Below are 25,308 nucleotides of genomic sequence, written 5' to 3' on the forward strand. Positions count from 1 at the left end.
ACCCATAGTGGCCGTTACCTAAATAACGGATATGTACTCGGTCAAACCCAATAAAAAAAGGGGCAATCACTGATCACCCCAAAGCTACATCGAGAGGTCCTGCTACAAACTGATCTGCTTGCGCTCTTCGTCAGTCAACCGCGCCCGCGCCTGTTCACTCAAAGGCCCCGCGCCCAACACCTGCACCGGGCTGTCCGGGTTATACCCGGAGGTCTTCTGCTGCGGCTCACGCGGCACCGGCTCGGTGCCAAAACCCAGCACCTCCACCGTCACGATCGACGCCCTGCCCTGCTTCGCCGCCGCCTGCTGACTGCGCGCTGCATCTTCCGCCGCCTGGGACGCCGCCGCCCCCGCCGCACTGGCCGAGGTCATCGCGCCGGTGTTCACCGCCGCTGTCACCGGCACCCCGGAAGACTTGCCCTGGGTCTGGATGTTGGCCGCGTTGACCACATGCAACGCGGCAATGTTGACGTTGCCGGAGACCCGGATGCCCGCTTCGCCCGCGTCGATGGTGCCCGCCGGGGCCAACAGGTCGATGTCACCGGCCGGCACTTCGGCAATCGGGGCCAGGGTGGCAATACCCGCACCGGAACTTGGCACGTTGGGCGACAGCGTCACGTTGCCCCAGGTGTCATACACCCGCTTGGGCGGGGTGTAGAGCACGGTGGTTTTCGCGCCACGGCCGGCGTTGATATCGCCGGCGTTGGACCAGGCGAGTATCGACCCGCCAAAGGTGGTCATGATACGGCTCTGGCCCAGCAGGATGCTGCCCTGGGCATACAGCTGGATGTCCCCGGCACCTTGAGTCAGCACACCGGCAGTCGCCGGCGGTGCAGTGCCTTCAATGCCGAACACTTGTTGCCCGCCCGGGGTGAGCATCTGGATATTGCCGCCAAACAGGGTATGCACCCCGGCGCCACCATACAGGGTGATATCGCCGTCATACATGATGGGGTTACCCGCCACGTCCTTGCTCGGCAACAGCCCGTCGATAGCCACGCGACTGCGCACAAAGCTACCCGCACGCGGGCCTGCAGCCAGGTTGAATTCACGGCCACCCTCACGCACTTCGGCGAAGTACACCGTGCGGGCAAAGAGGCGTTGTTGCTCAGGGCCCAAGCCCGCGAAATAGGCGCGGGCCTGGTCGGCGTCACCACTGAAGGCATAGCGTTGCTTGAGCCATTGCAGCAGTTCGGCTTCGTAGGTTTTCGCCACCTTGCCGGCCTGTGTGGCCAGGGGAACACCTTCGACGGCCTGATTGGCGCGGTCCAGATAAGGGGTGACGAACTTCAGGTAATCCAGGCCATTAGGCCCTACCCCGGCTTCCAGCACGATAGATGCACCCGGGCGCGAATCCCCGGCAACCACCGGGCCCAGGCTGGTGATGGAGGCTTTGTCTTCCATCAACAGGTTGCGCCCGGCACTGACTTCCAGGGCGCCGGGGCCGGCAACGTTGAAGCTGCTGTAGATAATGTCGCGCCCGGCCGACACCACCGAGACATCCTCGGGACGACTGTGCACGAACAGGTTGCCGCGGCTTTCACCGGTGTAATCGCCGTTGTAGCCCAACAGCGCGGGGAACAGCGTCGGCGAGCCCAAATACGTGCCTGAACTGACAATGTCACGCCCCGCGCGAATCCATACCGGGCCTACCGACTCATAGCGAACCTGCCCCTGGCGTGAGCCGTTGAACGTAATGATTTCGCCACTGCGCACCCCTACGATATCGCCTTGCCGCGCATAAAACCTGGCCGGTTCTGCCTGGGAGGACGGGCGCGCAAGATCGGTCGGGCTGCGCAAGGCAAACAAGGAAAAGTCAGCCTGCAGGGCATCACTGCCCAGGTTGTGGACGACGCTGTTGAACCCGTCCCGGCCCACAAAGGCTGGCGCGAACGGCGTCGGTATCGAGCCCAGGCTGTCACCCGACTGGTTGACGGCATAGCCACTGGCGTAGATCGAATCGCCGGCCAGCATCGCCAGCCGCCCATTGCTCGATGGCGCCAGCAATAGCGAGTAGGCAGGGTTGTTGGGCTGCGGGCCGCTGCCTAACGCGGAAGCACCGAGGTAGATGCTGCCATTGGCTGCCACCCCACCTAGTTTGGAGGGGAAGATGAAACGCCCATCCGAGCTGGAGTAGTTCTGCCCTTTCAACGGCTCAGTGCTGCCACCGGCGCTAAGCGACACACTCTGCACGCTAGGTGTCAAACTGCCGCCCGCAGAGAATAAGTCGATGGCCGTACGCTCGGTCCACAGCGAGAACCAGGTGGTCCCATTGCCATAGTCTTTGCCGTTGTAGCTGAACGCCTGGTTATTCTCGGTAGACACACGCCCAGGGTCGCCGGCCCCCGCCAGCACCAGATCACCTCGGGTCGACAGGTTGGCCGTCGCGTCTCCAAGCATCAGCGTGATCCCGCCAGTGGCCGTCCCCAGGCTCGCGGTGTACGGCGAGTAGGCCCGAGTGTCCTTGGCATCCTGATCGCCACGCATACCGCCATAGTTCAAGGCGATGCCCCCCAGGCTACCGGCCTGCAGGTTCAAGGCACCGCGCAGGTTGGTGAAGACACCGTTGAGGCTGAGCGTTTCTGCCTTAAAGTCAGCGGACAGCAGGCCGGCCGTATTCAGTCGGGTGGCGCGAGCGTCCAATCCTGGGTTCAAATCCCCGCCCATACGCACATCCAGGTCACCGCCCCCAGTGAGCAGCAATTGACCGTCAACCAAACGCCCGGTGCTACCGACCGCCAATACCAGCCCTTCACTGCGCGGTGCCCTGCCCCCGTCCAGGGAGCCGCGGCGCGTCTGCATGCCAGCATCGCTGCCCAGGTCCAGGGTCAGGTTGCCGCCCCCCAGGGTGCCGACACCGGTGAACCCTACCAGGCGCGGCAACAGGTCTATCTGCTTGGCGTCTTCGAATTGAATGTTGGCATTGCCCGCGCCTTTGACATAGGTACCAAAGTTGATCCACCAACTGGTAGGCGTGGGCGTAACGCCAGGGGTATTGCCCGTGCCTTGACGCCACAACCAGTTGCCCAGGTTGCCACTGTTGAGTTGGGTGCGACCGTCATTGGGCATGGCCACGCCTTGGTTTGGCGTCCAGACATCGGCTGTCAGGCTACCGCCCGTGCGCAGCAACAGGTTGCCGCCGGCGTCGGGATACCAGGCAGCATATGGGCTGTTGTCATCGACCAAGGCTTCATACGCCTTGGCCGTGCTCCCCAGCACCGTTCCATCCGCCGAGGCGGCACGGGCCCGGTCAAAATCTGCAGCCGCACTGCCTGCACGAGAAGCGCTGGAACCGCCGGCGGTATAGATGCCATAGGGTGATTGCATCGCCACATTGCCGGCGGCGATCAGGTCCAGATCTCCGGTGCCGGTACGCAGTACGCTGAAATGCTGACTCACCGGCGAGACCAGTTTCACCTCCCCAATGGTCACCTTCTCGGGTATCGCCGGAATCGGTTCGCCCAGGGACACGCACATTTCCGGGTCACAGAAGCTTTCGTCCTGAGGCGATACCGGTTGGCCGGGCACAAAGCCAAAGATTTCGGCGATATCACTCCACACATAATTGACTCGAACACAGATATCAGGCTCGTCACAAGAACCCCACTCGGGCTCCGGCACCGCCGTCCCCGCCTCGACACCGAACAACTCGGCAGCAAAGTCACTCCAGTACCAGGCCCCACCCGGCCGGGCCGGTTGCCCAGGCACGATTATTTTCTCGTGGGTCTGGTAAATGCCGTAGTGCGTGTCCGCCAAGGTCAGGTCGCCGGCATAGGCTGGCTGGATCGAACGCGTGTCGGCAGCCTGGGTATCGGCACCCGACACCAGGCGCAACGACCACGATTGCGAGCCCTCGGCCAGCATTGGCGCCACGGCCCAGTTCTGGCGTGCGGTGGCGCCGGTCACGGTGCGCAACGGCACCGACACCGCACCATTGGGCAACTTGACGTCCGTGCCGTAAGGGATCAGCGCCCCCACCTTGAGTGCCAGGTTACCGGCCAGCACGACCCCATCGGTTGCACTGCCCGTCACGGCCCCACGGCTGGGCAACGGCACGCCCGCCGGCCAGGTCATGGCACGCAGGGAGGCGGCGCCCGCCAACACCGTGCCCGCATCCAGTTGCGTACCCGCGGCCAGCACCACAGGTTGCTGCAACAAGGTGCCGGCGGCATACAGCAGGTTGCCGGCGCTGTCGTGCACCGCCGCGCTCAACACGGTGTTGGCCGGCAGGCTCAGGGGTGCGTCGAGGGTACCCTGGGTCGGCAGCACAGTGCCTTGCGCCAGTGTGGTGGCCTGGATCGGCAACGGGTAGTTGAGGGTCTTGCCGGTGGGGAACGCACTGCCGTTTGCCAGGACCACACCGGGGCCGGGCACGATCACATCGGCACCGAACCCTTGCAGACCCGGGGTCAACACCCAGCCATTGTCGTCCGGGGTCGCAGGTGGCGGGGCGAAGCCGTCGTTGATGCTGCCGTAGATATTGATATTGCCACCGGCACGCACCACCAGGCCGCCCACCTCACCCGAACCGTACACCGAGGTCTTCGGCGTGTTGGGGTTGACGCTGGCATAACGGTAACCGGAAAGGTCCAGGTCGCCACTGACCACCAGGTCGCCCTGGGTGACGATTTCCACACCTGGGCGCAAGTGGAACGCCTCGGTGTAGCGGCTGTTGTTCAACCCCGCGAGCTTGCCCGTCATCAGCCCAGCGTTGTTCAAGGCATTGTTGATAAAGGCTTGGGCAAGCGCGTGTTTCTGCTCCAGGTAGTGCTGGTCGATCACCTGATACGGTCGGCCACTGGCCGAGGGCTCAATGCCCACCGGCGCATCGGTGTAACGGGCCACTGCGTTTACCGCGATGGAGCGAGCGCCCTGAACATTGAGCGCCCCACTCGCATCGATGGCCACGTCATCGGCATTGAGCCGTGGTGCATTCAGTTCCAGGGTGCCCCGGGCCACGCCGTCGTAGTGCCCCGGGCCACTGCCCAAAACCGCCGCCGTGCCGTGGCGCAGGTCGATGCGCACACCCTCGGCCAAACTCAATTGGCCGTCGCCGCTGTTGAGCTCCACCATCGCCCGGTTCGGTGCATCAATGATTTTGCCGTAGCTGTCGACTCGCAACGCCGTGCCGTGCGCATCCAGCACAGCACTGCCGGCAACGGTCACGCCCTGCTTGGCGGCCAGGCGTATGCTGCCGACCCGCTCGCCGCTGGCATCAAGGGTGCCCACCACCGTCAGGCTGCCGTTGTCCACCGAGACGTTGATTTGATTGGCCTTGAGTTCATCGCCAATCACCAGGTTGCCCTGCTTGAGCTGGAAGCTGCGCGAACCGAATACTTGGCCTTGGTTCAAGCGTTGATTCAACGCGGCGAAATCGCCCACCTGTTGCGCACGGATGTCCACACCACCGGCCTTGTACGGCACCAGCGTGCCACCGGCATCGTAATAGCCGCTGCTGCCGGCGCGAACGTGCCCTTGCAGGTCGACCTGCCCGGCACCGGTGTCCACGGCCACGGCCTTGAGCAAGCCGCCCTGGTTGAATTGCGCGGACAGGTCGATCAGCGCGCCCGCCGCCTGGCGAATGTCACCGTGACGGCTCTCCAGGCTGACATCGCCGCCCCAACTGTATTGGCTCACATCGTTGATCTGCACTTTGCGGCCACTGAGGTCCAGGCGCGAAGCCGCGCCCAGCGTCAGCGCTTGATCGGCGCTGAGGGTCAGCTTGCCGCTGGGCAGCACCACCGAGGTATCGAGGGCCACGCTGTGCCCGGACAACAGCAATTCGGCGCCCAGGGCGTCGATAGCCCCCGCCGCAACCGGTGCCGCGCCGTTGGCCGGGGCCTTCACGTTAACAGTGCCACCGGCGCTGATGCGGTTGACCGAGCCGGCTTCACCGGTCAGCAAAGGCGTGGTGATGTTCAGGTTGCCACCGCTGTAGGTAAAGCCCTTGCCGGCTTCATAGGCACCCTGGGCCTGGTGCACGCTCAGGTTGCCTTTGTGGTTGGCAGTGATGCGTTCGCTGGCGTTGAGATTGACGTTGGCAAAACCCAGGGTCATCCGCCCATTGTTAGCCAGGCTGTCGGGCTGGGCATTGCGGCCATAGCCGAACTCGATGCGCCGCGCCTGCAGTTCCAACGTACCGCTGCCGGTGCCTGCACCGTTGCTGATGACCGCTGGCGGTGCACTGATGTCGCCGCCCCATACCAGGGTGCCGGTCTGGATCAGTGCCACATCACTGGCGGCGCCATAGCCATAGATCGCCGGCGTGGTCAGCATCAGTTCATCGAGCAGCGACTTACCCGCGCTGTCGAGGGTACTCAGGCGAGTGCTGCCATAGAAGTTCAACGATTGCCCGGCGGTCAGCGCCAGGCTTTTCAGGGCCGGAGCGCCGTTGCCGGTATCGCCACGCAGCAGGCGATCCAGCACCTGCTGATTGAGGGTCAGGCCCGACGGCAACACACCTCGCGCGGCGGCTTCGGCCAGTGCCTCGGCGCTGCCGACGTTAATCCCGCCCACCGCCAGTGCCAGATGGCGGGTGCCGTAGCGCACGCTGTCACCCAAGGCAAACCGGTTGGTGGTGGCAAAGGCAATCGAGCCCTCGGAGTAGAGTGATGTTTCACCGCCGCAGGCACCTGAAGTGCATTGGCCGATCAGGATGCTGCCCGGCCCTAAACCATTGGTGCCGCTGGTCGGCGCCAACATCTGCAAGCGCCCATTGGAGACTGCCAACACGCTACGGTTGCCGGGCCGATAGATAAAACCATCATCCGAGTCATAGGCTGCCTTGCCGCGCCCCAGGGTATTGATCGATGCACCTTGCTCAATCTCAATGGCGCCCTGGGACCTGCCCGTTACCAGGAACACTTCCGGCGCTGCCAGGGTCGCGCCCTGACGCACGACGACCGAGCCGGCCGTGGTTGCAGCCAGGTCGGACCTGACAAAATTGCCGCCCTGGCCATACACCACGGTCATTTCACCGCCCACCACCAGCCGGGCAGCGCCCAAGGCATTCAAGTCGCTGGCCCGCACCGACACCCTCGAGGCGCCGCTACTGGCCTGGGCCGTGTCTGAAATTACCTCGATATCGCCGCTGGACAGCACCGCAACCGTGGCACCAAATCCGCCTTGTGCGGGTTTGAATCGCCCCTCACCGTCAAAGTTGAACGCCAGGTCTTTTTCACCGTTCACCAGTCGCAGCTTCAGGGTCTTGGCGTCCGCTTCAAGCGCCGCGCGTGGCACACCCAGCCGCGTTGCATCAGCGCGAACGAAGTCTGCATAGGCGGTTTCGTTGTACTGGGAATAACGGCGCAATACCGCAGCCGGAGTGACGATCACCTGGCTCGACAAACTGTCGCGGATACCGGTGCCGGCAATCGACAGCAGGCCTTCGGTTGACCAGGACCCGTTGTTCATGACCGAAGCGCTAGGCAGCGAGCCGCTGGCGAACGGCGCTGCCAAACCGTTGATCTCCACCCGAAACGCCCCCGGCAACAAGGCGTAAGTGGACGGCAGCAAGGTGTAGGTGCCCGGCGGCAAGCCGGGAACACCGGCACCGAGACTGATTTGTTGCCCCACCAACGGCTGGGTCGCGCCCGCTTCGCCGCCGCTGGGCGCTACCCCCGGCTGGCCGCCGGGAACAATCGCATAGATCGGGTTCGTCGCCAGCCCCGGCAAGGTAAAACGCCCATCCGCGCCCATTTGCATCAAGGGGTTGTAGCGCGCATCGGTGGAGCCGCCACGGCCAGAGATGAATGCCGCGCCGAGCAATTGGCCGCCACCGGAAAGGTCCAGCACCGCATCCTGCTGCACATTCAGCGAGCGGCCCGCCAGTTCCACGCCCACCGCCACGTTGCCGGTGCTGCGGGTGCCGCCGACACCCAGCAACTCCACCTGTTTGCCGTCGTACTGCCAGGTCACGCCGTCGACTGTCCCGCCATACGGCAGCACCAAGCCACCGGCGCTGACGGAGGTCAGGCTACCCGGCAATAGCTTGACCGCTTTGGTTGAACGGGTAATGCCTTCGTCCACACCCAAGGTGAGACTGCCCATGGGCGCTCGCAGTACACCCCCCTGCTCGATGGTCGAGGCCGCCAGCACTAGGCTGCCAAACACAGAATAAGGTTGCGCCGGGGCCGTGCTGCCGACCCGACCGATGCGCAACGTACGCGCCGGGTCAAAGTCACCGCCGGTGTAGCCCGCCGTCACTTGCGCAACGGCGCCGGTCGCCGGGTAAATTTGCGCAGCCGAAAGGTTCAGGTCGGCTTGGGTGGTCAAGGCGGTCTTAGTCGTGTCAGAGCCGCGGGCCAGAAAGCGCATATCCCCCTGGCTGACCAAATGGGCCTGGTCAAAGGCACGCCGGTCAATAGCGTTGGCCAACGCTTTGGAGCTCGCGGCATGGGCGCCGAAGTTGACGCTGTCACGCACATCCAACACATTCGCCGCTGCAACCCTCAACAGACCGGCCGCAGCCTGAGTGGAAACGCCGCCCTGGACCGTCGGGCGCACGAGGTTGTCGGTACCCAGGCTGTTGTTGCCAACCCCGGCCAGGCGCACATAGGGCGCAGCCAGTAGCACTTGCGAGTGCCGCGCCGCGCCATCGGTCAAGGCCATGGCCCCTGAATACAGGCTCAGGCTCTGCCCCAGATGCAAGGCCAGGTCACCGTCAAAGCTGATCAGGCCGTTGCTCAACAGCGACAGGTTGTCGAAACCGCCGGCGTTAACCTGGCGGACTGTCAGCCGGCCATGGCCATAGGTTAAGGCGCCCGCGACCGCTTCGGGGGTACTGCCGTTCGGCAACGGCGTGCCTGAATCGGCGGCACTGACGATCAATTCACGCGCCTGGCGCACAGTGGCAGCGGCCGTATCGAGGTATAACGGCGTTTCCAGGGCAACATTCAGGCTGCCGCCAGCGGCACCGGCGCCGCCGCTGTTGGCCGTGAGCGTGCCATCCAGGTAAAGGCCATTGTTGGAGGCTAGGGAGATGCTACCGCCACGGCTGGCGACCCTACTCGAACCAGCACCGGACAGGTCCAGCACCGCCTGGCTGCCGGAAGCATCAAGGCGTGCCCCTTCGCGCACCACCACAAACAGGTTGGCGGCGCTGGCGATGCCGGTGGCCGGATCGATCACCCCGCCAATCACAATATTGCCGCCTTGGCCCACCACGCCGTAGCGCCGGCCAAGGCTGTCAACCGCAGTCGCTGCGCGGGCGGCCACATCCAGCACGGCGTGTTCACCGATCCAGATCGAACGGTCGTGACCTTTGGCTTCAACGCCATCGGCCACGGCAGGTTGCACGCTGACGCCACCCAGGGTGATGTTGCCGCCCCAGGCGTTCAGCGTGCCGTCTACGGTCAACTGACCAATGCTGCGCACACCGATGGACTGGCCCGGATCGACGTTGATCACCGCACCCTGGCCAATGCGCGCCTGCACCGTCGCCATCTGCGCCGCGGTAGACAACGCGCTGCCGGCTTGCAGGTTCAGACTCGCGCCTTTGCGCACCGTCAACTGGCCCTTGGTGGGGGTTTCCCGGTATTGCGGCGGGGTCCAGATTTGCAGTGCGCTGCGCGAATCAGCGCCGCTTACCACGTTTTGCGCGGCGTCATTGAGGCGGTACAACGGCGCGGTCACATCGACCTGAGTTCCGTCGGCAACCCGCAAGCCTTCGTTGCCGGTGATGTCATAGGCACCAAAGCCCTTGTTGAAGAACCCGCTGTCGAGTTGCAGCGTGTCCGCTTGAGGCGTGACAGGCTGAGCACTGATCAACACCTTGCCAGCTTGCACACTCAAGCGCCCGCCGCCATTGACCCCATACCCGAGCAACTCGCCGTTGAGTGCCAGGTTGCCCCGGCTGTCGGCGCTGTTGGCGTTGGCTGCCAGCGTCAGGTCACCGCCCTTGCCACCGATCAGTTGGTTCCTGGCATCCAGGGCCGCACCGGAAGACACATCCACGCGACTACCCGCTGCCAGCGTCACATCAGCGCTGCTGCGCAAGGCCACGCTGCCGCCGTTGAGGTAGGGCAAGCGGCTGCTGTCGCCGGGGCTCAGCCACTGGTTGCTCCACAGGCCGCTGGTGTCCAGGGATACGCCGCGGTTCACCGTCAAGCTGCCGCGACCGCCAAGGGTCACGTCGTTTTTGCCGGTCGGGGTAATCTGCGTCAGCACATTGCCCAGTTGCAGACTGCCGGAATGCGCGGTCAGGTTGGCGTTCACCTCGACCTTGGGTGCGAACAGGGTGATGTCACCCGCCGATGCCACCTCCAGCGCGCCGTTGACCAGAATCGAACCACTGCTGGCGATGTTGATCGCCCCCAGTTTCGCCGCGTTCAAGGCGTCGCTGTTCAGATAAAGCGTGGATGCCCGCTCAGCCGACAGCACGCTGTTCAAGTCCAGCCCGGCCGCGATGGCCGCCGCGCGCTGCCCCAGCACGACGTTTTTCACGGTGCCTGTGTCCGCGCCCAGGGCGTATTGCAACTGGGCGCTGTCCTTGACGTAGTACGGCACGTAGCTGCCCACCACCAGCGCGGCGCCCCGGGCCACGGCTTTTTGCGATTGCAGGTAACCGTCCAGACCTTTTTGCGCGGCCTGGGTCTGACGCTCACCCTGATAGGTGTCACCCACGACCTGCCCTTCCAGCACCGCGCTGGCGGTACTGACGACCAGGCGCCCGGCATCGCGCCCCACGGTGTAGCCGGCCTCGCTGCGCTCACGGGGAGCGATCAGCGGGTTGTAGTAATAGTCGGTCACACCCCAGCGCTGGCTGTTGTCTTCATACCCCTTGTAGATCCCGGTATAGAGCAAATCCCCCGGCGCGCTGGACAGCTCATACAAGCGCCCGCCGGGGCCTTTGAGCCAGGTTTGCTGGAGCTTGCCGCTCTGCACGTCAAGGGTGCCGCCCGACAGATTGATCTGCGAACCTTGCTGGGTCACCACGTCCTTGCCGCTGAAGCTCACCGTACCGCCCTGGGCCATCCACTCGCCAATTGCGTGGTTGCGGGTGCCCAGATAGCCGCCCACCTCCAGCAGGCCACCCGCGGTGTACCAACGGTCGGTGGCATAACCGTGGGTGCCGGCCGGGACAAAAACCAGGTCGCGGACATCCACCCACACATCGTTGTTGTTGAGCACCTTGCCGTCACGGTTGACAGGCGCATCGCGCTGCTCGTTGCCCTGAATGTTGACCTTGACGCTGTTGGACTCCATCGCCAACTTGACGCCGATGGCGCCCGACACGTCGATCACCGCACCCTCGCGCACCAGGGTCCGCTGCGTAGACTTGACGCCCACCTGGCCGCCGGTGGCCAGGGTCAAGGAGCCGTTGCGAAAGTCCACGCTGGCGTCGCTGGTGATCTCGACCAGGGATTGGTCGCGGCGGTAGACGTCTGCGGGCACGACGTTGCCGGCCTGGTCAGCCGAGGGTGTGATCAACCCGGCGCGCTGGCTGTCGAGGGCGTTGCTGCTGTCGAGCAGGATCGCGCTGACGCTGCCCTCGCCCAGGGTCACGCTGGCGTTGTTGCCCGTGCCCTTCAAGTGCAGGGTGCCACGCGCTTCCACCGAGGAGCTGGTGAGCAACACACCGTTTTGCAGCACCTGCTGGCCGGTCAGGGTGATGTCGCCGGTGGCGGCCTGGATCAGGCCGCTGTTGCCGGCCTTGCCGCTGCCGGTGGCGCTGACTTCATTGCCGCGCGTGGTGGAGGTGACATTGCCATCGGTGCTGTAGCCCTTCTTGATCACAAAGCTGTCGCCCGCCGCCAGAGTGGTCTGGCCCCGTGCGGTGGAAATGCTCCCGGCGTTCGTCACCTCTTTGCCGAGCAGCAGCACATAACCGCCACCGGCGGTCGAGGTGGCGGGCACCTGGGTATTGATCTGCGCGCCGCGCTCGACCGTCACGTTGCCGGCAGCCTGGGCAAAACTCGGCGCGGTGCTACTTGAGCTGTACAGGCCCCGGGCGGTGAACTGCTCATCGCTGAACGCCGTGGCCGCCGCCACCAGGTTGCGCACGTTGACCTGGCTGCTGCCGCTGAACACCACGCCGTTGCCATTGACGATCATTACCGTGCCATCGGCCTTGATCGCCCCCTGGATCTGGCTCGGCGCGGTGCTGTTGTTGATCTTGTTGAGCACGGCCCAATCGCTGTTCTGCTGGAACTGTACGGTGGTGTCGCGGCCCACGTTGAAGGTTTGCCAATTGAGGATCGCCTTGTCAGCCGTCTGCTTGATCGACACCAGCGTCTTGCCGTTGGCATCGGTCTGCACCGGCCCTTCGGCATTGACGAACAGCGGCTTGCCATCCGCACCGATCACCACGTTCAAGCCATTGCCGCCAAGGCCATTGTGGATGGTCTGCGGCCCCGCACTCGCAGTATTCCTGGCCGCCGCCTGGGCGGCCTGTTGTGCGGCAATCGCGGCGACGCTGGTATTGAGGTTCTGCAACGAGCGTTGCAACTGCTCGTTACCGCGCTGCTGCTGGGACAACGGCGGCGGCGTGCCCGGCACCACCACACCCGGGCGGGCACTGCCGGCCGCCTGCGCCGCACCCTTGGCGGCAAACCAACCCGAACTGAACGCCTGGGGCTGCGCCGCATGGGCACCACCGGCAAACACCAGCAGCGCAATCACCTGGGCCAGGGGTTTGAGGAGCAACACTTGACCGGCGGTGGCAGGCACCTTGGCGGCGCGGGTAGCAGGCAGCTTCAGTCGGGAACGCATCAGTTACAGGTCCTTTTGACGGGGCAGGCGAACGACGGGCACGCAAACACTGCGCGGCCACCTGTCGGGGTTATTGCTTAAGGCGGTTGCCGGGCGGCGCGACCGAACTGTTGTCACACAATGTTCATGCGCAGCGGTTCAACTGGTCGGTCTGGCGGGAAAACGACAAAACCGGCAATGACGCGAAGTCATTGCCGGTGATAGGGCTAACCCTGTCGAGACGGGGTGTTACAGCGGACGGCCAATACCGTTGCAGGTGTTGGTGTCGCCCAGGCGCAAGGCGCTGGTGGTGGCATAGAAGTTGTCGTGGACAGCTTTCTGCCAGGTGGCAGACAACGGAATGAAGGAGTGGCTGCTGACAGCCGCATTGTTCAGGCCGGTGTAGTGACGGTTCAGGAAGTTACGGATACGCGCGGTGTCGGTGGTGTCTTTGTAGCACTGGCTGAAGACCAGGTTGGTGTAGCCCACGATTGGGTAGCCCGCAGTGGGGTTGGCAAACGTAGGCACCCACTTCAATGGATCCTTGGCGTCGTTGCTGCCCAGGGCTGGCGGTGCAACAGTATCGAGGGTGACTTGCACGTTGACTTCGGTCGGCAGTGCGCCGTTGATTGCAGCAACAGCAGAGGCGTCGTTGAACTGTGCGTAGTCAGGGCTGACGTAGCCGATGGCACCGTTGTTGTTGGCGTCGGCAACAGCGGCGGCAACACCCTGGCTGCCGACCACGCCGATGTAATTAGTGCCGGCAGGTGGGTTGACGGCTGGGTTGAAACCTACAGCGGTCGCGAAACTATTGCTGGCAACAGGCAACAAATTACCGCTGACGGCCTTGAGGTGGGTGGTCAGAATTTCGGTAGTGCCGCTGGTTTCGGTACGGTAGACCACTTTGATTGGCAGGTTCGGGCCGGCAACGCCGTCGAACAGCACTTCATTCCAGTTTTTGGTCACGCCGGCGAAGATGTTGGCCAGTTGAACACTGGTGAGTTTGAGCGAGGTTTTGCCGTTGATGTGATAAGGCACCGTCACCGAGGTGGCTGCAGCCGGCACTTGGATCAGCGCGCCGTAGGCTGGGCGGCCCTTGACGGCGTCATTGTTGTAAGCCAGAAGCTCCGCGCCGCTGACGATCGAGTCGCTGCCCGCATAGTCGACGGTGATGCCAGCGGCCAATTTCAGCTGGGTCGAATCGTTACCGAAAAACGCCTTCTTGCCGCCGCCACTGCCTACGCCGATGTAGGCGTTAAAACCAGGGATGGAGGACGCGAGAATGCCAGTACCGGCAGTGGTGCCGTAGAGTTTTTCCGGCAGGGTGGCACCGCCACCGACCACCGCGGCCATGGATTGGGCCGAAGCCAGTGCTGCAACTACCAAAGAGGCTGCGATCATAGTGCGCTTAAACATGAAGAATCTCCTTTCGTCGTGTTCGTACGTTGGGGTAGATGGCTCTTGCATGACGCCATGGCTTCGGTCCCAAGCCTGGGCTACCGAGGTAGCTCCGGGGGTGGCGAGGGGTGAGACCATGGGTAGCAAATCTCGCAGCATCCGATGACAGCAAAAGGAAAAAACCTCGGGAGGAAGCGCTTGATTTTAAAAAAGATTATCGGGTGTTTTGGTCATCGTTTTGAGTGGTTTCGGGGTAGGTGACAGCGGGGTTTCAGCGGGGGTGTGGTGCAGGCCGCCGGGGCTGTGGTGGGGCGGATTGAATGTGACGTGATGGGGCACCCGAGGTTTGGGATTTGATCGAGTACATATCCGTTATTGAGGTAACGGCGGCTATGGGTTCCGCCCTTACGGCGGGTCACTTTTGAAAAGAGCCCAAAAGTAACCAAAAGGCTCTTGCCCCACCACTCGGCACCTCGCTTAGGCTCGGTGTGCCCGTAATCCGACATGGATTTGGGGGGCCGCCGCCACGCGCCATCCATGGCGCGGGGCGGCGGCCCCCCAAATCCATGTCGAATTCCGGCCAGCGTGGTTTAACGGGGCGCCTGAGATCAAAATCAAAAGCAAAAGCGAGGCGGCCTTATAGCCGACCTGATCGTTGAGGCGTATGCGTACCCCCTGTGGGAGCGGGCTTGCTCGCGAAAGCGGTGGGTCAGTCAACATCTATGTTTGCTGGGCCGACGCCTTCGCGAGCAAGCCCGCTCCCACATTTGATCTTCGCTGCCTTGAGCATTTCGTTCGCTTAACTGACCCGCTCCCACGGAAAAGCAGAAGCGCCGCCAGCGTATCAACGATGCGAAGCGAGTCGCTCTTGATCTTGATCTTGATCTCAAGCGCCCCGTTAAACCACGCTGGCCGAACGCAGGCTTGAATCCGTGGGTAACCCGGCAGGACGCCGGGTTAGCCGCACTGGGCCATGGATGGCCCATTGCGGCGGCCCACGGATTCAAGCCGGAGAGAGGGCACACCGAGCCTAGGCGAGGTGCCGAGTGGTGGGGCGAGGACCTTTTGCTTACTTTTGGGTCCTTCCAAAAGTGAGCCGCTGTAAGAGCGGAACCCTAAGTGGCCGTTACTCAAATAACGGATATGTACTCGGTCAAAACCCCAACACCCTCCCACACTCTTGACCCCATGAAGTCAGGTAACCAACTGGTTGATCTCGATGATCGGCAACAACACCGCCATCACAATCACCAACACCACCGCCCCCATCACCACAATCATCAGCGGTTCCAGCAGTGCAGTCATACCCATGGCCCGCCGTTCGATATCCCGCGACAACGTCTGCGCCGCGCGCTCCAGCATCGGCGGCAGCGAGCCGGTTTTTTCGCCGCTGGCGATCAAGTGGATCAACACCGGCGGGAAGACTTTTTCCAGCGCCAGCGCCGGGGCCAGGTTGACACCTTCGCGCACCTTGGCCGTTGCATCGTTGACGCACCGGCTCAAACGGTCGTTGGACAAGGTCTGGCGCGCCGCCTCCAGGGCGCGCAGCAATGGCACCCCGGCGCCGCCAAGAATCGCCAGTGTGGAGGCAAACCGTGCGGTATTCAGGCCCAGCACAAAACGCCCGATCAGCGGCAAGCGCAGTACGCGGCTGTGCCAGTTGAGCCGCGCCACGGGGTTGCGCAGGTACAGGCGCCAACCCCAGAAGCCACCGACGATTCCGGCAAAACACAGCCAGCCCCAGGCACGAATAAAGTCGCTGGCGTTGAGCATCGCCAGGGTCAGGCCCGGCAAATCCTGGCGCGCCTGGGAAAACGCGCTGACCACCTGGGGCACCACGTAGCTGAGCAGGAAAATCACGATGCCGATAGACACCAGCCCCACCACGCCGGGGTAGATAAACGCCGTCATGATTTTGCCCCGCAGGTTGTTGCGCTCCTCGATGTAATCGGCCAGGCGCTCCATCACTTGGGCCAAGTCACCGGACTCCTCCCCCGCCGCGATCAACGCTCGATAAATCGACGGAAAGTCCCGTGGCCGCGCCGCCAACGCATCCGCCAGGCGCATGCCGCCGCGCACATCGGCACGCACCGCGCTCAGGGTCTGGGCGATGTGTTTTTTCTCGGCCTGCTCCACCGTCGCGCTCAGCGCCGCCTCCAACGGCAGGCTGGCACCCAGCAGGCTCGCCAGCTGCCGCGTGGCCCAGGCCAGGTCGTTGTCCGATAGCTTGGCGGTGAACCAATGGCTGCTTGCCGTTTGCGGGTTCCCTTCGATTTGCACCAGCAAGGCGGTCAAGCCACGCCCGCGCAGGTTGGCAAACGCCGCGCTCTGGCTGTCGGCTTCCACGTGGCCGGTCTCGACCTTGCCGCTGGCATCGGCGGCTTCATAGCGGTAGCGATTCATCAGGCGTCCCGTGTCACACGCAAAATTTCTTCGCAGGCGGTGGCACCGCTGCGCACCCAGCGCTCACCATCTTCACGCATGCTGAACATCCCCGCTCGCCGTGCGGCCAGGCGCAGCTCCTGCTCGCCGGCGCCCTGATGGATCAGGCTGCGCACCTCGTCATCGACGCAGAACAATTCATGGATCCCCGTGCGGCCGCTGTAGCCGATCTGGTTGCACTGCGCGCAACCCACCGGGCGCCAAGTGCCGGGCGCAGCCGGGTCTTGCTGCTTGCAATGCGGGCACAGGCGCCGCACCAGGCGTTGGGCTAAAACGCCCAACAACGACGACGCCAACAGGAACGGCTCAACGCCCATATCGATCAAGCGATTGACCGCCGACACCGCATCGTTGGTGTGCAAGGTGGCGAGGACCAGGTGGCCGGTGAGCGAGGCTTGCACAGCGATTTGCGCGGTCTCCAGGTCACGGATCTCACCGATCATGATGATGTCCGGGTCCTGGCGCAGAATCGCCCGCAGTGCCAGGCCGAAGGTCATGTCGATCTTGGCGTTGACCTGGATCTGGCTGATGCCCGGCAAGTCGTACTCCACCGGGTCCTCCACGGTGAGGATATTACTGGTGCTCGCATCCAGCCGCGCCAGGGCCGCGTAGAGGCTGGTGGTCTTGCCACTGCCGGTGGGCCCGGTGACCAGCACAATGCCGTGAGGCTGGCGGATCAAGGTGTCGAGGCGCGCCAGCAACTGCGGTTCCATGCCCAGGGTTTCCAACTGCAAGCGCCCGGCCTGTTTGTCCAACAGGCGCATGACCACCCGTTCGCCATGGCCAGTGGGAACGGTAGACACGCGGATATCAATGGGCCGCCCGGCCACGCGCAAGGCGATGCGACCGTCCTGGGGCAGGCGTTTTTCGGCGATGTCGAGCTGGGCCATGATCTTGATCCGCGACACCAGCGCACCATGCAATGCCTTGCGCGGCGACACTACGTCTCGCAGCGTGCCATCGACGCGGTAGCGCACCACCGAGTGAGTCTCATAAGGCTCGATATGGATATCGCTGGCTTCGTCGCGGGCGGCCTGGGTCAGCAAGGCGTTGATCATGCGGATCACCGGGGCGCCGTCCTGGGTGTCTAGCAGGTCGGTGATCTCGGGCATGTCTTGCATCAGGCGGTCGAGGTCTACCTCGTTTTCCGCGGCGCCTACCACGGCGGCAGCGCTGCCGGTGTCGGCGTAGGCACTGGCGAGCAGGCCGTCGAGTTCATCGTCGCGCACCTGTTCGAGGTGGGTTTGGCCGAACTGGCGCTGGACTTCGCTGATCGCCCAGCCGGGGGTTGAGGGGCAGACGGTCAGCAACACGCCCTCCTCGCCTGGGCGCAGGAGAATGCGCTGGGATTTGGCCCAGGCGTAGGGGAGCAGGCTCATTGGGGTGGCCCCTTTCTTGCGAGCACACTCACCGCCGCCCCTCCGACACCGGCACTGGAACCGCTCGAATCACCGCCCGCGGCCCCTGCGCCTGCGGAATCGCCTTATCCACCGACGGCAACTGCGGCGCCTGCACATCCGGCAGCGCCCAGCTATGCTCCGGCTGCAAGCCACCCTGGGCGCGGCGCATGAACTCATAGCGGTTCAACGTAATACTGCGCCCCGCCTTACTGTCGCGAATGATGTAGGGCCGCAGGAACACCATCAGATTGGTCTTGCTGACACTGCGCGCTTCATTGCGAAACAACGCCCCCAACCCGGGGATATCCGACAACCACGGCACTGCATCATTGCTCTGGCTGTAGCCGTCTTGCAGCAACCCACCGAGCACCATGATCTGCCCGTCATCAAGCAAAATACTGGTATCGATCGCACGCTTTTTGGTCACCGTGCCCGCCGCCACCGACGCGCGGGGGTCGACGCTGCTGACTTCCTGGTAGATATCGAGTTTCACCGTGCCGCCCTCGGAAATCTGCGGCCGTACGTTCAACTTGAGCCCCACTTCTTCACGCTGTACGGTCTGGAACGGGTTATTGCTGGTGCCACCACCACCGGTCACATAGCTGCCGGTGACAAAGGGAATGGTCTGCCCGACAAAAATACTCGCCGCTTCGTTGTCCAGGGTCAGCAGGTTCGGCGTGGACAATACGTTGGTGCCGCCCTTGCTCTTCAAGGCGCGGGCCAGCACCTTGAGGTCGAGCACCTTGCCGATGCCGGGGATATCCACGGTACCGTCAACCACGCCGATATTCAGGCCCTTGGGCAATACGTCGATGCTGGTCTTGCTGGTGGACGTGCCGTTCAAGCCACTGCCACCCAGGTTGACGCCGCCAAATCCGCCCTTGCCGCCCAGATTGCCCGCCTGCCACTGCACACCGAACTCGCTGGCGTCGTCTTCGCCCACTTCCACGATCAGGCTTTCGATCACTACCTGGGCGCGGCGCTGGTCAAGCATGTCGATGACTTCGCGCAGGTTGCGGTACAACGGGTCGGGTGCGGAGATCAGCAAGGTGTTGGTAGTCGCGTCGGCCTGGAGCGTGACACCGCCGGCGCTGAAGGCGGTGCTCTGGTCGTTGGAGGTGCTGGTGCTGGAAGATTTGTCCTGACTGTAACCCGACTGCACGCCGCTGCCGGTGGGCGTGCCGCTACTGCTTTGCGCGCTGGCGCCCTGGGTGTTCTGACTATTGCCGCCCATGGCACTGAGCTTGCCGCGGGCTTCGTCACTGACCCCGGACTCGCTCTCACCGGTGAGCAAGCCGCGCAGGGACTGGGCCAACTTGCCCGCCTGGGCGTTGCGCAGGTACACCACGTGCATATTGCTGGGGTTGCTCTGGGCGTTGTCGAGCTTGTAGATCAGGTTGCGCGCCAGTTCCGTGCGTTCCGGGCTGCCGGAGCGAATGATGATCGAATTGGAACGCGGGTCGCCCACCACATTGATCTTCTGGGTCTGGTCGGCGCCCTGGGTTTCCAGCAGTTCAGCGACCATCGCGGCGATGTCCACGGCGATGCCGTTTTGCACCTTCACCACATCGGTATCGATGGCGCTGGGGGTGTCGATGCCGTCGATTATCTGCGCCACCCGTGTGAGGTTCTCGGCGTAGTCGGTGATGACGATGCTGTTGTTACCGGGGTAGGCATTGATCGGGTTGTTGGGCGAAACAATGGGGCGCAGCACCGGGATCAGGTTCACCGCGTTTTCGTATTGCAGGCGGAAGGTGCGGGTTTGCATGCCGCTGCTACCGGTGCTGTAGATTGGCCCGCCAAGCAGCTTGGCATCGGCCTCCGGTACCACCTGGGCGACGCCACCCACGTCGACCACGCTGAAGCCCTGCATGCGCAGCGCCGCAAGCAGCATGTCGTAGGCTTGATGGGCCGGCACCTGGCCTTCGCTGACCAGAGTCAGGTTGCCTTTTACCCGTGGGTCTACCAGGAACTGCTGGCCGGTGGCACGGGACAGCGCACGCACCACCGCCTGGATATCCGCGTCGACAAAATTCAGTTGCACCGGCTGATCCCCCAGCGGGTTACGCGCCTTGGTCGCCGCGGGGGCGTGGGCACGGGCGCTGTTGGTCAGCGGATGCACCACCCGTGGCGCGGGCACCGGTTCACGCTGGCGCTCCAGTACGCTTTCGCTGGTGCGGCGGGTCTCGGCCAGGGGCTGGCCGAGTTCGCTGTCCACCAGCAATGGCTTGGATGATTGCGGGTTGCTGCACGCGCCCAGGGCCAGCAACAGCAGCGGCGCAACCTTGCGAAAAGGCGCGGGGTTGGAGACTGACCACTTCATGAAGCTTCCTTAGCGCCAAGCGCCTGATCCATGCGAACGGTGCCGGACACGGTGCCGGCCGAGTTGTCGATGACGTCCGCGGCGCGTTGCAAACGGGCCTCGGACACCTCCAGGGAAAACTCACGGGGGTTACCCAGCAGCCAGCCCACCACGGCGTCAGCCGGCGCCTTGTCGAACGTCAGGCGCCACGTACCGGCGTCCAGCGCCTGCAATTGATAGCGGCCTTGCAGCCCGGCGTTATCCAGGGTCTGGCGCAGGGCGACCTCGTCGGCCTGGCGTGGCGCGGCCACGCCCTGCAATAAGATCTGCAAGGCTTCGGCCTGGGCACGCAGCTTGGGGGTTTCGACTTGCCAGTAATCGATTTTCTTCAACGCCGGTTGCACCAGCACCAGCCAGGTCAATAGGCTCGCCAAGATCAACCCGGCCGCGCTAACCAGGCGTTTTTCGCGCAAGGCCAGGCCGTTCCAGAACACCTGGGCCTGGCAGCGCGCACGCTGGAGCTTATTCATCCTCATCTTCCGCGTCTTGCACGCCTGGCTCGACCTGCGCCGGACCAATGTTCCAACCCTGGTCGTCGCGGGTGGCGGCAAACCCTGCCTCGGCCAATGCCGCCTGCCAGTCGCCTTCGGCCGCCGGGTTGTGGCTGTCGGCGAGCAACGCCAGGTGCAAGCGGCCTTGCTCGAAGTTCAGGCTGTCGACACTGCCCACCATAAACGGCAAGTGGAGGCCCGCCAGTTGCAACAGGCTGGTGAAGCGTTGACCAGGGTCCGCCGCCGCCCCGCTCTGACGGGCGGCCAACTGTTGGCGCGCTTGCTGCAAGGGGTTGAGCACCACCGGCAATTGCGGAAACGCCTGGCGCACCTGCTGGCTCATCAACGCCTTGAGCCGCTGGCCTTGGTCTGCCTGGCGGGCGGCGTAGAGGTTCAGGCCCAGAGTCCAGATCACCGCCGCCAGCGCCACACACGCCAGCGCCCTGCCCCAGCCGCCACTGGCGCGCTGGCTCAGGCCCGCGTGCAAGCCCCAGGCAGGCACAGCCCCGCTCCAGCGGTGCGCCGCCTCTACCAGCGGCACTTCCAGCGCCTGTTGCCCCAATGGGTGCACAGCACCTTGTTGCAGACTCTCGCGGGTCAGCCAATAACCTTCATCCAGGGCCGCCGTGGCCACCGGTAAGGCATAGGGCGCCGGGTAAACACCGCGCAGCCGCAACTGCGCCTGGGCAAGCACCTGGGTCAAGCGCTGCAATCCGGCCTTGGGTACCCAGGCCACCTGTACACGCCCATCGCTGTCACGGGGGCCGTGGGCCACGTGCATCTGGTCCACCGCGCCGAGGATCAGCGCCTGCGCGGCACAGGCCACAGCGGCAGCGGTTTTCGCCGCGGGCAGCGGCGGCAGTTCAAGGCTGGTAAGCAGGCTGTCGCGAGGGTGCAGAAAGCACTCCAGTGCCTGGCGGTGCTGGCCTAATCGCGCCAGGCTCTCACACCCGGCTGACACCACCACGCCACGTTCCAGCCAGGCAAATTGCACCGGGCTGTCGACGCTCAACTGCGCAAGCGGCGGCAAGCCGATGCGCAAGCGCTTCATACGCCCACCCGCGACCAGATCACCTGGGGCTGGCGGTCTTCAGGCCGATGCAACAACGCGTCGAGGGTTACCCGCCGCTGCTCGCGGCGCACCTGGCCGTGCAGGCCAAACCACTCACTGGTGATGCCCACCTGCACCGACTCCACCGCCACCTGTGGCAAGCGCAGCCGGTTGACGAAATCCCCACGGTTGATAAACCAGCGCCCGCTGTCGCGCTCGGCCACCAACGCCTGGGCCTGGGACACACTGAGTGCCGGCACCACCGCACTGAGCACTTCAGCGCTGGCGGTGTTGCCATTGACCCAGGTATTGGCGGGCAACACGCTGATAAAACCCTGGAGGCGCCGCAGTAACGCTGGGTCCACGCCCTCTATGCCTGCCAGGTCTTCAAGGCTGCGCAGCATCGGGTACCTGGCCGGCACCACGACGTCGTTGATACGCTGGTCGTAGGAGCCGAGCACCCGCTGGCTGATGCGCCGACTTACCGCCGGGTCGACGCCGATCAAGCCGCACAGACGCTCGAAATGCTGCAATTGTTCGGTATCCGGCTGCTGGCGATTGACCAGGTTGCGCAGGTTGAACTTGCCCTGCTCATCCACCAACCGCGCTTCGAACGCCCCGCCCTGGGCACGGGCCCAAGGCTGGTCAAGGCGTGTCAGCACATCCTTCTGCCGCGCTTCCCATAGCAGTTGGCGACTGTATTCCAGCCCGCCCTGCAACAGCCATTGCGCCTGGATACGCGACTGCTCGGCCTCCAGGGAGCGGGTGAATACACCCTGGCGGGTGAGCATCGCCCCGGCGAGCACCGCCACCACCGCGGCGATCAGCAAGGCGCTGATAATCGCCATGCCGCGTTGCTTCGCCGCTGCGGGCGAATGCCTGTTCATGGCGCGCCTTACAACTGCCAGGAGCCGATATCGGCATTCACGCCGTCGCCATCCGGTTGGCCATCGGCGCCCAGGGAGAACACGTCCACTTCACCATTGGCGCCTGGGTTGAGGTAGTGATACGGGTTGCCCCACGGGTCGTTGGGCAGGCGTTCGAGGTAGGCGCGCCAGTTGCTGTTCTTGGCATCTGCAGGGCGCTCCACCAACACCTTGAGCCCCTGGTTCATGCTCGGGTAAGTGCCGTGGTCGAGGCGATAGAGTTTCAGCGCCTGCATCAACCCGCCGATGTCCTGCTTGGCGGCGGTGGCCCGGGCCTGGTCCGGGCGGTCGAGCACCTTGGGCACCACCATCGCGGCCAGGATCCCGAGGATGACCACCACCACCATGATCTCGATCAGGGTGAAACCACGTTGGCCGCGAGGGCCTGGCAATGGGGACGTTAGGGGCGCGATATCCATCTCGACATTCCTTGGCTGGGGGTGCATTTCGTGGCGCAGTGTTGCAAGAACATATGTCAGTCGTATTGAAAATCCTCGGGAGCTTTAGTCGCCGTTCGGTCAACTGCCGCGGCTAGTCTGCAGGCCTGTGCCCAGGCTTTGAGAGCGCCATGTACCACCGTCGCAAGGAGCAAGGCTTTACCCTGATCGAAGTGCTGGTGGCGCTGGCGATCATCGCCGTAGCCATGGCCGCCGCCGTGCGCGTGGCCGGCGTGATGACCTCGGGCAACGGCCTGCTGCGCGACAAAGCCATGGCCTTGCTGGCAGCGCAAAGCCGCCTGGCGGAGTTGCGCCTGGGTGGGCGCATCAAGGCTGGCCGGCAGACTTTCGAGTGCGACCAGGGCCGGCTGAAATTGCGCTGCGAACAAACCATCAACACCGATGGGCGGTTGTTCCAGGTTAGCGTGCAGGTGCTCGACGCCAGCCGCGACGCGCCACCCCTGGCGCGCCTGGAAACCCGGGTCATGGGCGAGTGAGCAGCGGCAAGGGTGGCGCGTCCGGCAACTTGTCGAGGTGCACGCGCAGCGTCTCGCCAGCGCGCTCGATCTCCACGCCATCGCCCTCGATAGCCGTCAAACGCACGCCGGGGCCGAGACGCTCACCGAGCAGGAAGCTGCGGGGTGGGCCGTCATTGAGGCTGAGGATCGCCACCGCACCGCGCGCGCCGGCCAGTACCCCCGAAACCTTGACCTGCAGGGTCGTCGGCGCACTGGCAAACCACTGCAACGCCGGGTTGTCACTGCGCGCCGCCAATGCCTGGGGGGCCGCCTGGGGTGTGTGGGACTCGGCGGACGTCAGCAACAGCGGCGTCCACACCGCGACGCCGGCCAAAGCCGCGAACAACGCGACGAGCTGCACGCCGTGGGCCGGTGAAAAACGCTGGGCAAATGCCATGGGCAGGACCTCCTGTTTGTCCGTTGCGCCAGCCTACACACCAATTCCAACTTTTTTATTGCACATCCTCACCAGCTTTCCAGGGAGCGACCGATGAAACAGCACGGCTTCACCCTGATCGAGCTGATGGTGGTGCTGGTGATCATCGGCATCGCCAGCGCCGCCATCAGCCTGACCATCAGGCCCGACCCGCTGCACCTGTTGCGCAAAGATGCCGAACGCCTCAGCCAGGTACTGCAAGTGGCCCAGGCCGAAGCCCGCGCCGACGGCCGCCCGATCACCTGGCGTGCCGACGCCAAGGGCTTTCGTTTCAACCGCCCGAGCGACGATGGCACGGGCGTCGAGGCGTTCCAGGGCGACAATCAACTACGCCCGCGCCTGTGGGAAAGCACACCGATGCAGGTCAGCATCGAACCGCGGCAAACCCTGGTACTCGACGCCGAATGGATCAGCCCGCCGTTGCGGGTGGTGCTGTCCGACGGCCAGCACCGCCTCGACCTGCAACGCGATGCCGCCGGCCTGCTGCGAGTGGTGAGCCCGCCATGAAGCCATCCCAGCAAGGCTTCACGCTGATTGAAGTGATGGTGGCGATCATGCTCATGGCGCTGGTCAGCCTGATCGCCTGGCGCGGCCTCGACAGCGTGACCCGCGCCGACCAACACCTGCAGGCCAGCACCGAACAGACCGAAGCCCTGCTACGGGTGTTGAACCAGTTGCAACGCGATCTGAGCCTGCGCGCCAGCGTCGAACTGAACGCGCCCAATACCGCCCAGGAACAGGCCGACAAAGCCGCTGGGCTGGCGGCCGTCACCGTGCGCAGCTCCGACAGCAAAGGCTTTCGTCTGGACGTCATTCGCAGCGCCCCCGTCGCCGGCGACGGCTTGCAACGGGTGCGCTGGTGGCTCAAGGGTGACTCCCTCTACCGCGCCGCCGCCGCGCCACGGCAACGCTATCCGCTGCCAGCGGCCAAAGATGGCGTGGTGGTGTTAACCGGCGTCAGTGACTTGCAGGTACGCGTGTGGGAAGCAGACAAGGGCTGGCGCCAGTTAAGCGGCAACCGCCAGGAAGAACCGCTGGGGTTGGAATTCAGCCTGGTCAGGCAAACGCCCCAAGGGGTGGAGCGATATCGGCAGGTGGTGGGACCGTTGAAATAGCGGCCCGCCCTGTAGGCGCGCACCCGGCAAACCTCGGGAAAA

At 64.2% G+C, this 25,308-nt stretch carries 13 protein-coding genes; 3 read left to right on the top strand and 10 right to left on the bottom strand.

The annotated features are described in order from the left end of the window. Positions 1-102 precede the first annotated feature (102 nt). The 9 genes from FRT59_RS20810 to gspG form a co-directional block, all read right to left on the bottom strand. Entirely contained in the window at positions 103-12,711 is a 12,609-nt protein-coding gene (locus tag FRT59_RS20810; RefSeq protein ID WP_153872247.1) for a filamentous haemagglutinin family protein, read from the bottom strand. 228 nt (positions 12,712-12,939) lie between these two features. Beyond that, the gene (locus tag FRT59_RS20815) at positions 12,940-14,106 is read right to left on the bottom strand and encodes a substrate-binding domain-containing protein (protein WP_153872248.1); all 1,167 of its coding nucleotides are present in this window, start codon (positions 14,104-14,106) and stop codon (positions 12,940-12,942) included. Positions 14,107-15,282: 1,176 nt separating this feature from the next. Continuing rightward, positions 15,283-16,491 (bottom strand): type II secretion system inner membrane protein GspF, encoded by a 1,209-nt coding sequence (gene gspF, locus FRT59_RS20820; RefSeq protein WP_034119997.1) that lies wholly within the window; start codon positions 16,489-16,491, stop codon positions 15,283-15,285. Further along, complete coding sequence (gspE, locus tag FRT59_RS20825) at positions 16,491-17,909, bottom strand: type II secretion system ATPase GspE (protein WP_153872249.1); 1,419 nt, start codon at positions 17,907-17,909, stop codon at positions 16,491-16,493. Before gspE ends, gspF begins: the two co-directional genes overlap by 1 nt. A gap of 28 nt (positions 17,910-17,937) precedes the next feature. Next, positions 17,938-20,253: a type II secretion system secretin GspD gene (gene gspD, locus FRT59_RS20830; RefSeq protein ID WP_153872250.1), complete on the bottom strand. Its 2,316-nt coding sequence runs from the start codon at positions 20,251-20,253 to the stop codon at positions 17,938-17,940. Continuing rightward, positions 20,250-20,762 carry a type II secretion system protein GspM gene (gene gspM / locus FRT59_RS20835; protein ID WP_153872251.1) on the bottom strand — a complete coding sequence of 171 codons (513 nt, stop codon included), beginning with the start codon at positions 20,760-20,762 and terminating at the stop codon, positions 20,250-20,252. The genes gspD and gspM overlap by 4 nt, the downstream gene beginning before the upstream one ends. Further along, complete coding sequence (gene gspL, locus FRT59_RS20840) at positions 20,755-21,834, bottom strand: type II secretion system protein GspL (RefSeq protein WP_153872252.1); 1,080 nt, start codon at positions 21,832-21,834, stop codon at positions 20,755-20,757. The genes gspM and gspL overlap by 8 nt, the downstream gene beginning before the upstream one ends. Beyond that, complete coding sequence (gene gspK / locus FRT59_RS20845) at positions 21,831-22,721, bottom strand: type II secretion system minor pseudopilin GspK (RefSeq protein WP_167524300.1); 891 nt, start codon at positions 22,719-22,721, stop codon at positions 21,831-21,833. The genes gspL and gspK overlap by 4 nt, the downstream gene beginning before the upstream one ends. 8 nt (positions 22,722-22,729) lie before the next feature. After that, on the bottom strand, positions 22,730-23,179 hold the full coding sequence (gene gspG / locus FRT59_RS20850) for a type II secretion system major pseudopilin GspG (RefSeq protein ID WP_034120003.1): 450 nt from the start codon (positions 23,177-23,179) through the stop codon (positions 22,730-22,732). 149 nt (positions 23,180-23,328) lie between these two features. Between gspG and gspI the strand changes: the two genes are divergently transcribed. After that, positions 23,329-23,694, top strand: a complete 366-nt coding sequence (gene gspI, locus FRT59_RS20855; RefSeq protein WP_153872253.1) for a type II secretion system minor pseudopilin GspI — start codon at positions 23,329-23,331, stop codon at positions 23,692-23,694. Here the strand turns inward: gspI and FRT59_RS20860 are convergent. Then, entirely contained in the window at positions 23,681-24,112 is a 432-nt protein-coding gene (locus FRT59_RS20860) for a type II secretion system protein N (protein WP_153872254.1), read from the bottom strand. The genes gspI and FRT59_RS20860 overlap by 14 nt on opposite strands. A gap of 93 nt (positions 24,113-24,205) precedes the next feature. On the opposite strand from FRT59_RS20860, the gene gspH reads away from it, so the two are divergent. Next, on the top strand, positions 24,206-24,658 hold the full coding sequence (gene gspH, locus FRT59_RS20865) for a type II secretion system minor pseudopilin GspH (RefSeq protein WP_153872255.1): 453 nt from the start codon (positions 24,206-24,208) through the stop codon (positions 24,656-24,658). After that, positions 24,655-25,266, top strand: a complete 612-nt coding sequence (locus tag FRT59_RS20870; RefSeq protein WP_153872256.1) for a prepilin-type N-terminal cleavage/methylation domain-containing protein — start codon at positions 24,655-24,657, stop codon at positions 25,264-25,266. The genes gspH and FRT59_RS20870 overlap by 4 nt, the downstream gene beginning before the upstream one ends. Positions 25,267-25,308: the final 42 nt, after the last annotated feature.

This window comes from Pseudomonas haemolytica (assembly GCF_009659625.1).
Lineage (GTDB): Bacteria > Pseudomonadota > Gammaproteobacteria > Pseudomonadales > Pseudomonadaceae > Aquipseudomonas > Aquipseudomonas haemolytica.

Excerpts from the sequence above, each read along its gene's own strand:
- gspD (WP_153872250.1), bottom strand. The coding sequence starts at position 20,253 with ATGAAGTGGTCAGTCTCCAACCCCGCGCCTTTTCGCAAGGTTGCGCCG.
- gspK (WP_167524300.1), bottom strand. The coding sequence starts at position 22,721 with ATGAACAGGCATTCGCCCGCAGCGGCGAAGCAACGCGGCATGGCGATT.
- gspH (WP_153872255.1), top strand. The coding sequence starts at position 24,206 with ATGAAACAGCACGGCTTCACCCTGATCGAGCTGATGGTGGTGCTGGTG.
- gspI (WP_153872253.1), top strand. The coding sequence starts at position 23,329 with ATGTACCACCGTCGCAAGGAGCAAGGCTTTACCCTGATCGAAGTGCTG.
- gspF (WP_034119997.1), bottom strand. The coding sequence starts at position 16,491 with ATGAATCGCTACCGCTATGAAGCCGCCGATGCCAGCGGCAAGGTCGAG.
- FRT59_RS20870 (WP_153872256.1), top strand. The coding sequence starts at position 24,655 with ATGAAGCCATCCCAGCAAGGCTTCACGCTGATTGAAGTGATGGTGGCG.
- FRT59_RS20810 (WP_153872247.1), bottom strand. The coding sequence starts at position 12,711 with ATGCGTTCCCGACTGAAGCTGCCTGCTACCCGCGCCGCCAAGGTGCCT.
- gspL (WP_153872252.1), bottom strand. The coding sequence starts at position 21,834 with ATGAAGCGCTTGCGCATCGGCTTGCCGCCGCTTGCGCAGTTGAGCGTC.
- gspM (WP_153872251.1), bottom strand. The coding sequence starts at position 20,762 with ATGAATAAGCTCCAGCGTGCGCGCTGCCAGGCCCAGGTGTTCTGGAAC.
- FRT59_RS20860 (WP_153872254.1), bottom strand. The coding sequence starts at position 24,112 with ATGGCATTTGCCCAGCGTTTTTCACCGGCCCACGGCGTGCAGCTCGTC.
- gspE (WP_153872249.1), bottom strand. The coding sequence starts at position 17,909 with ATGAGCCTGCTCCCCTACGCCTGGGCCAAATCCCAGCGCATTCTCCTG.
- FRT59_RS20815 (WP_153872248.1), bottom strand. The coding sequence starts at position 14,106 with ATGTTTAAGCGCACTATGATCGCAGCCTCTTTGGTAGTTGCAGCACTG.
- gspG (WP_034120003.1), bottom strand. The coding sequence starts at position 23,179 with ATGGATATCGCGCCCCTAACGTCCCCATTGCCAGGCCCTCGCGGCCAA.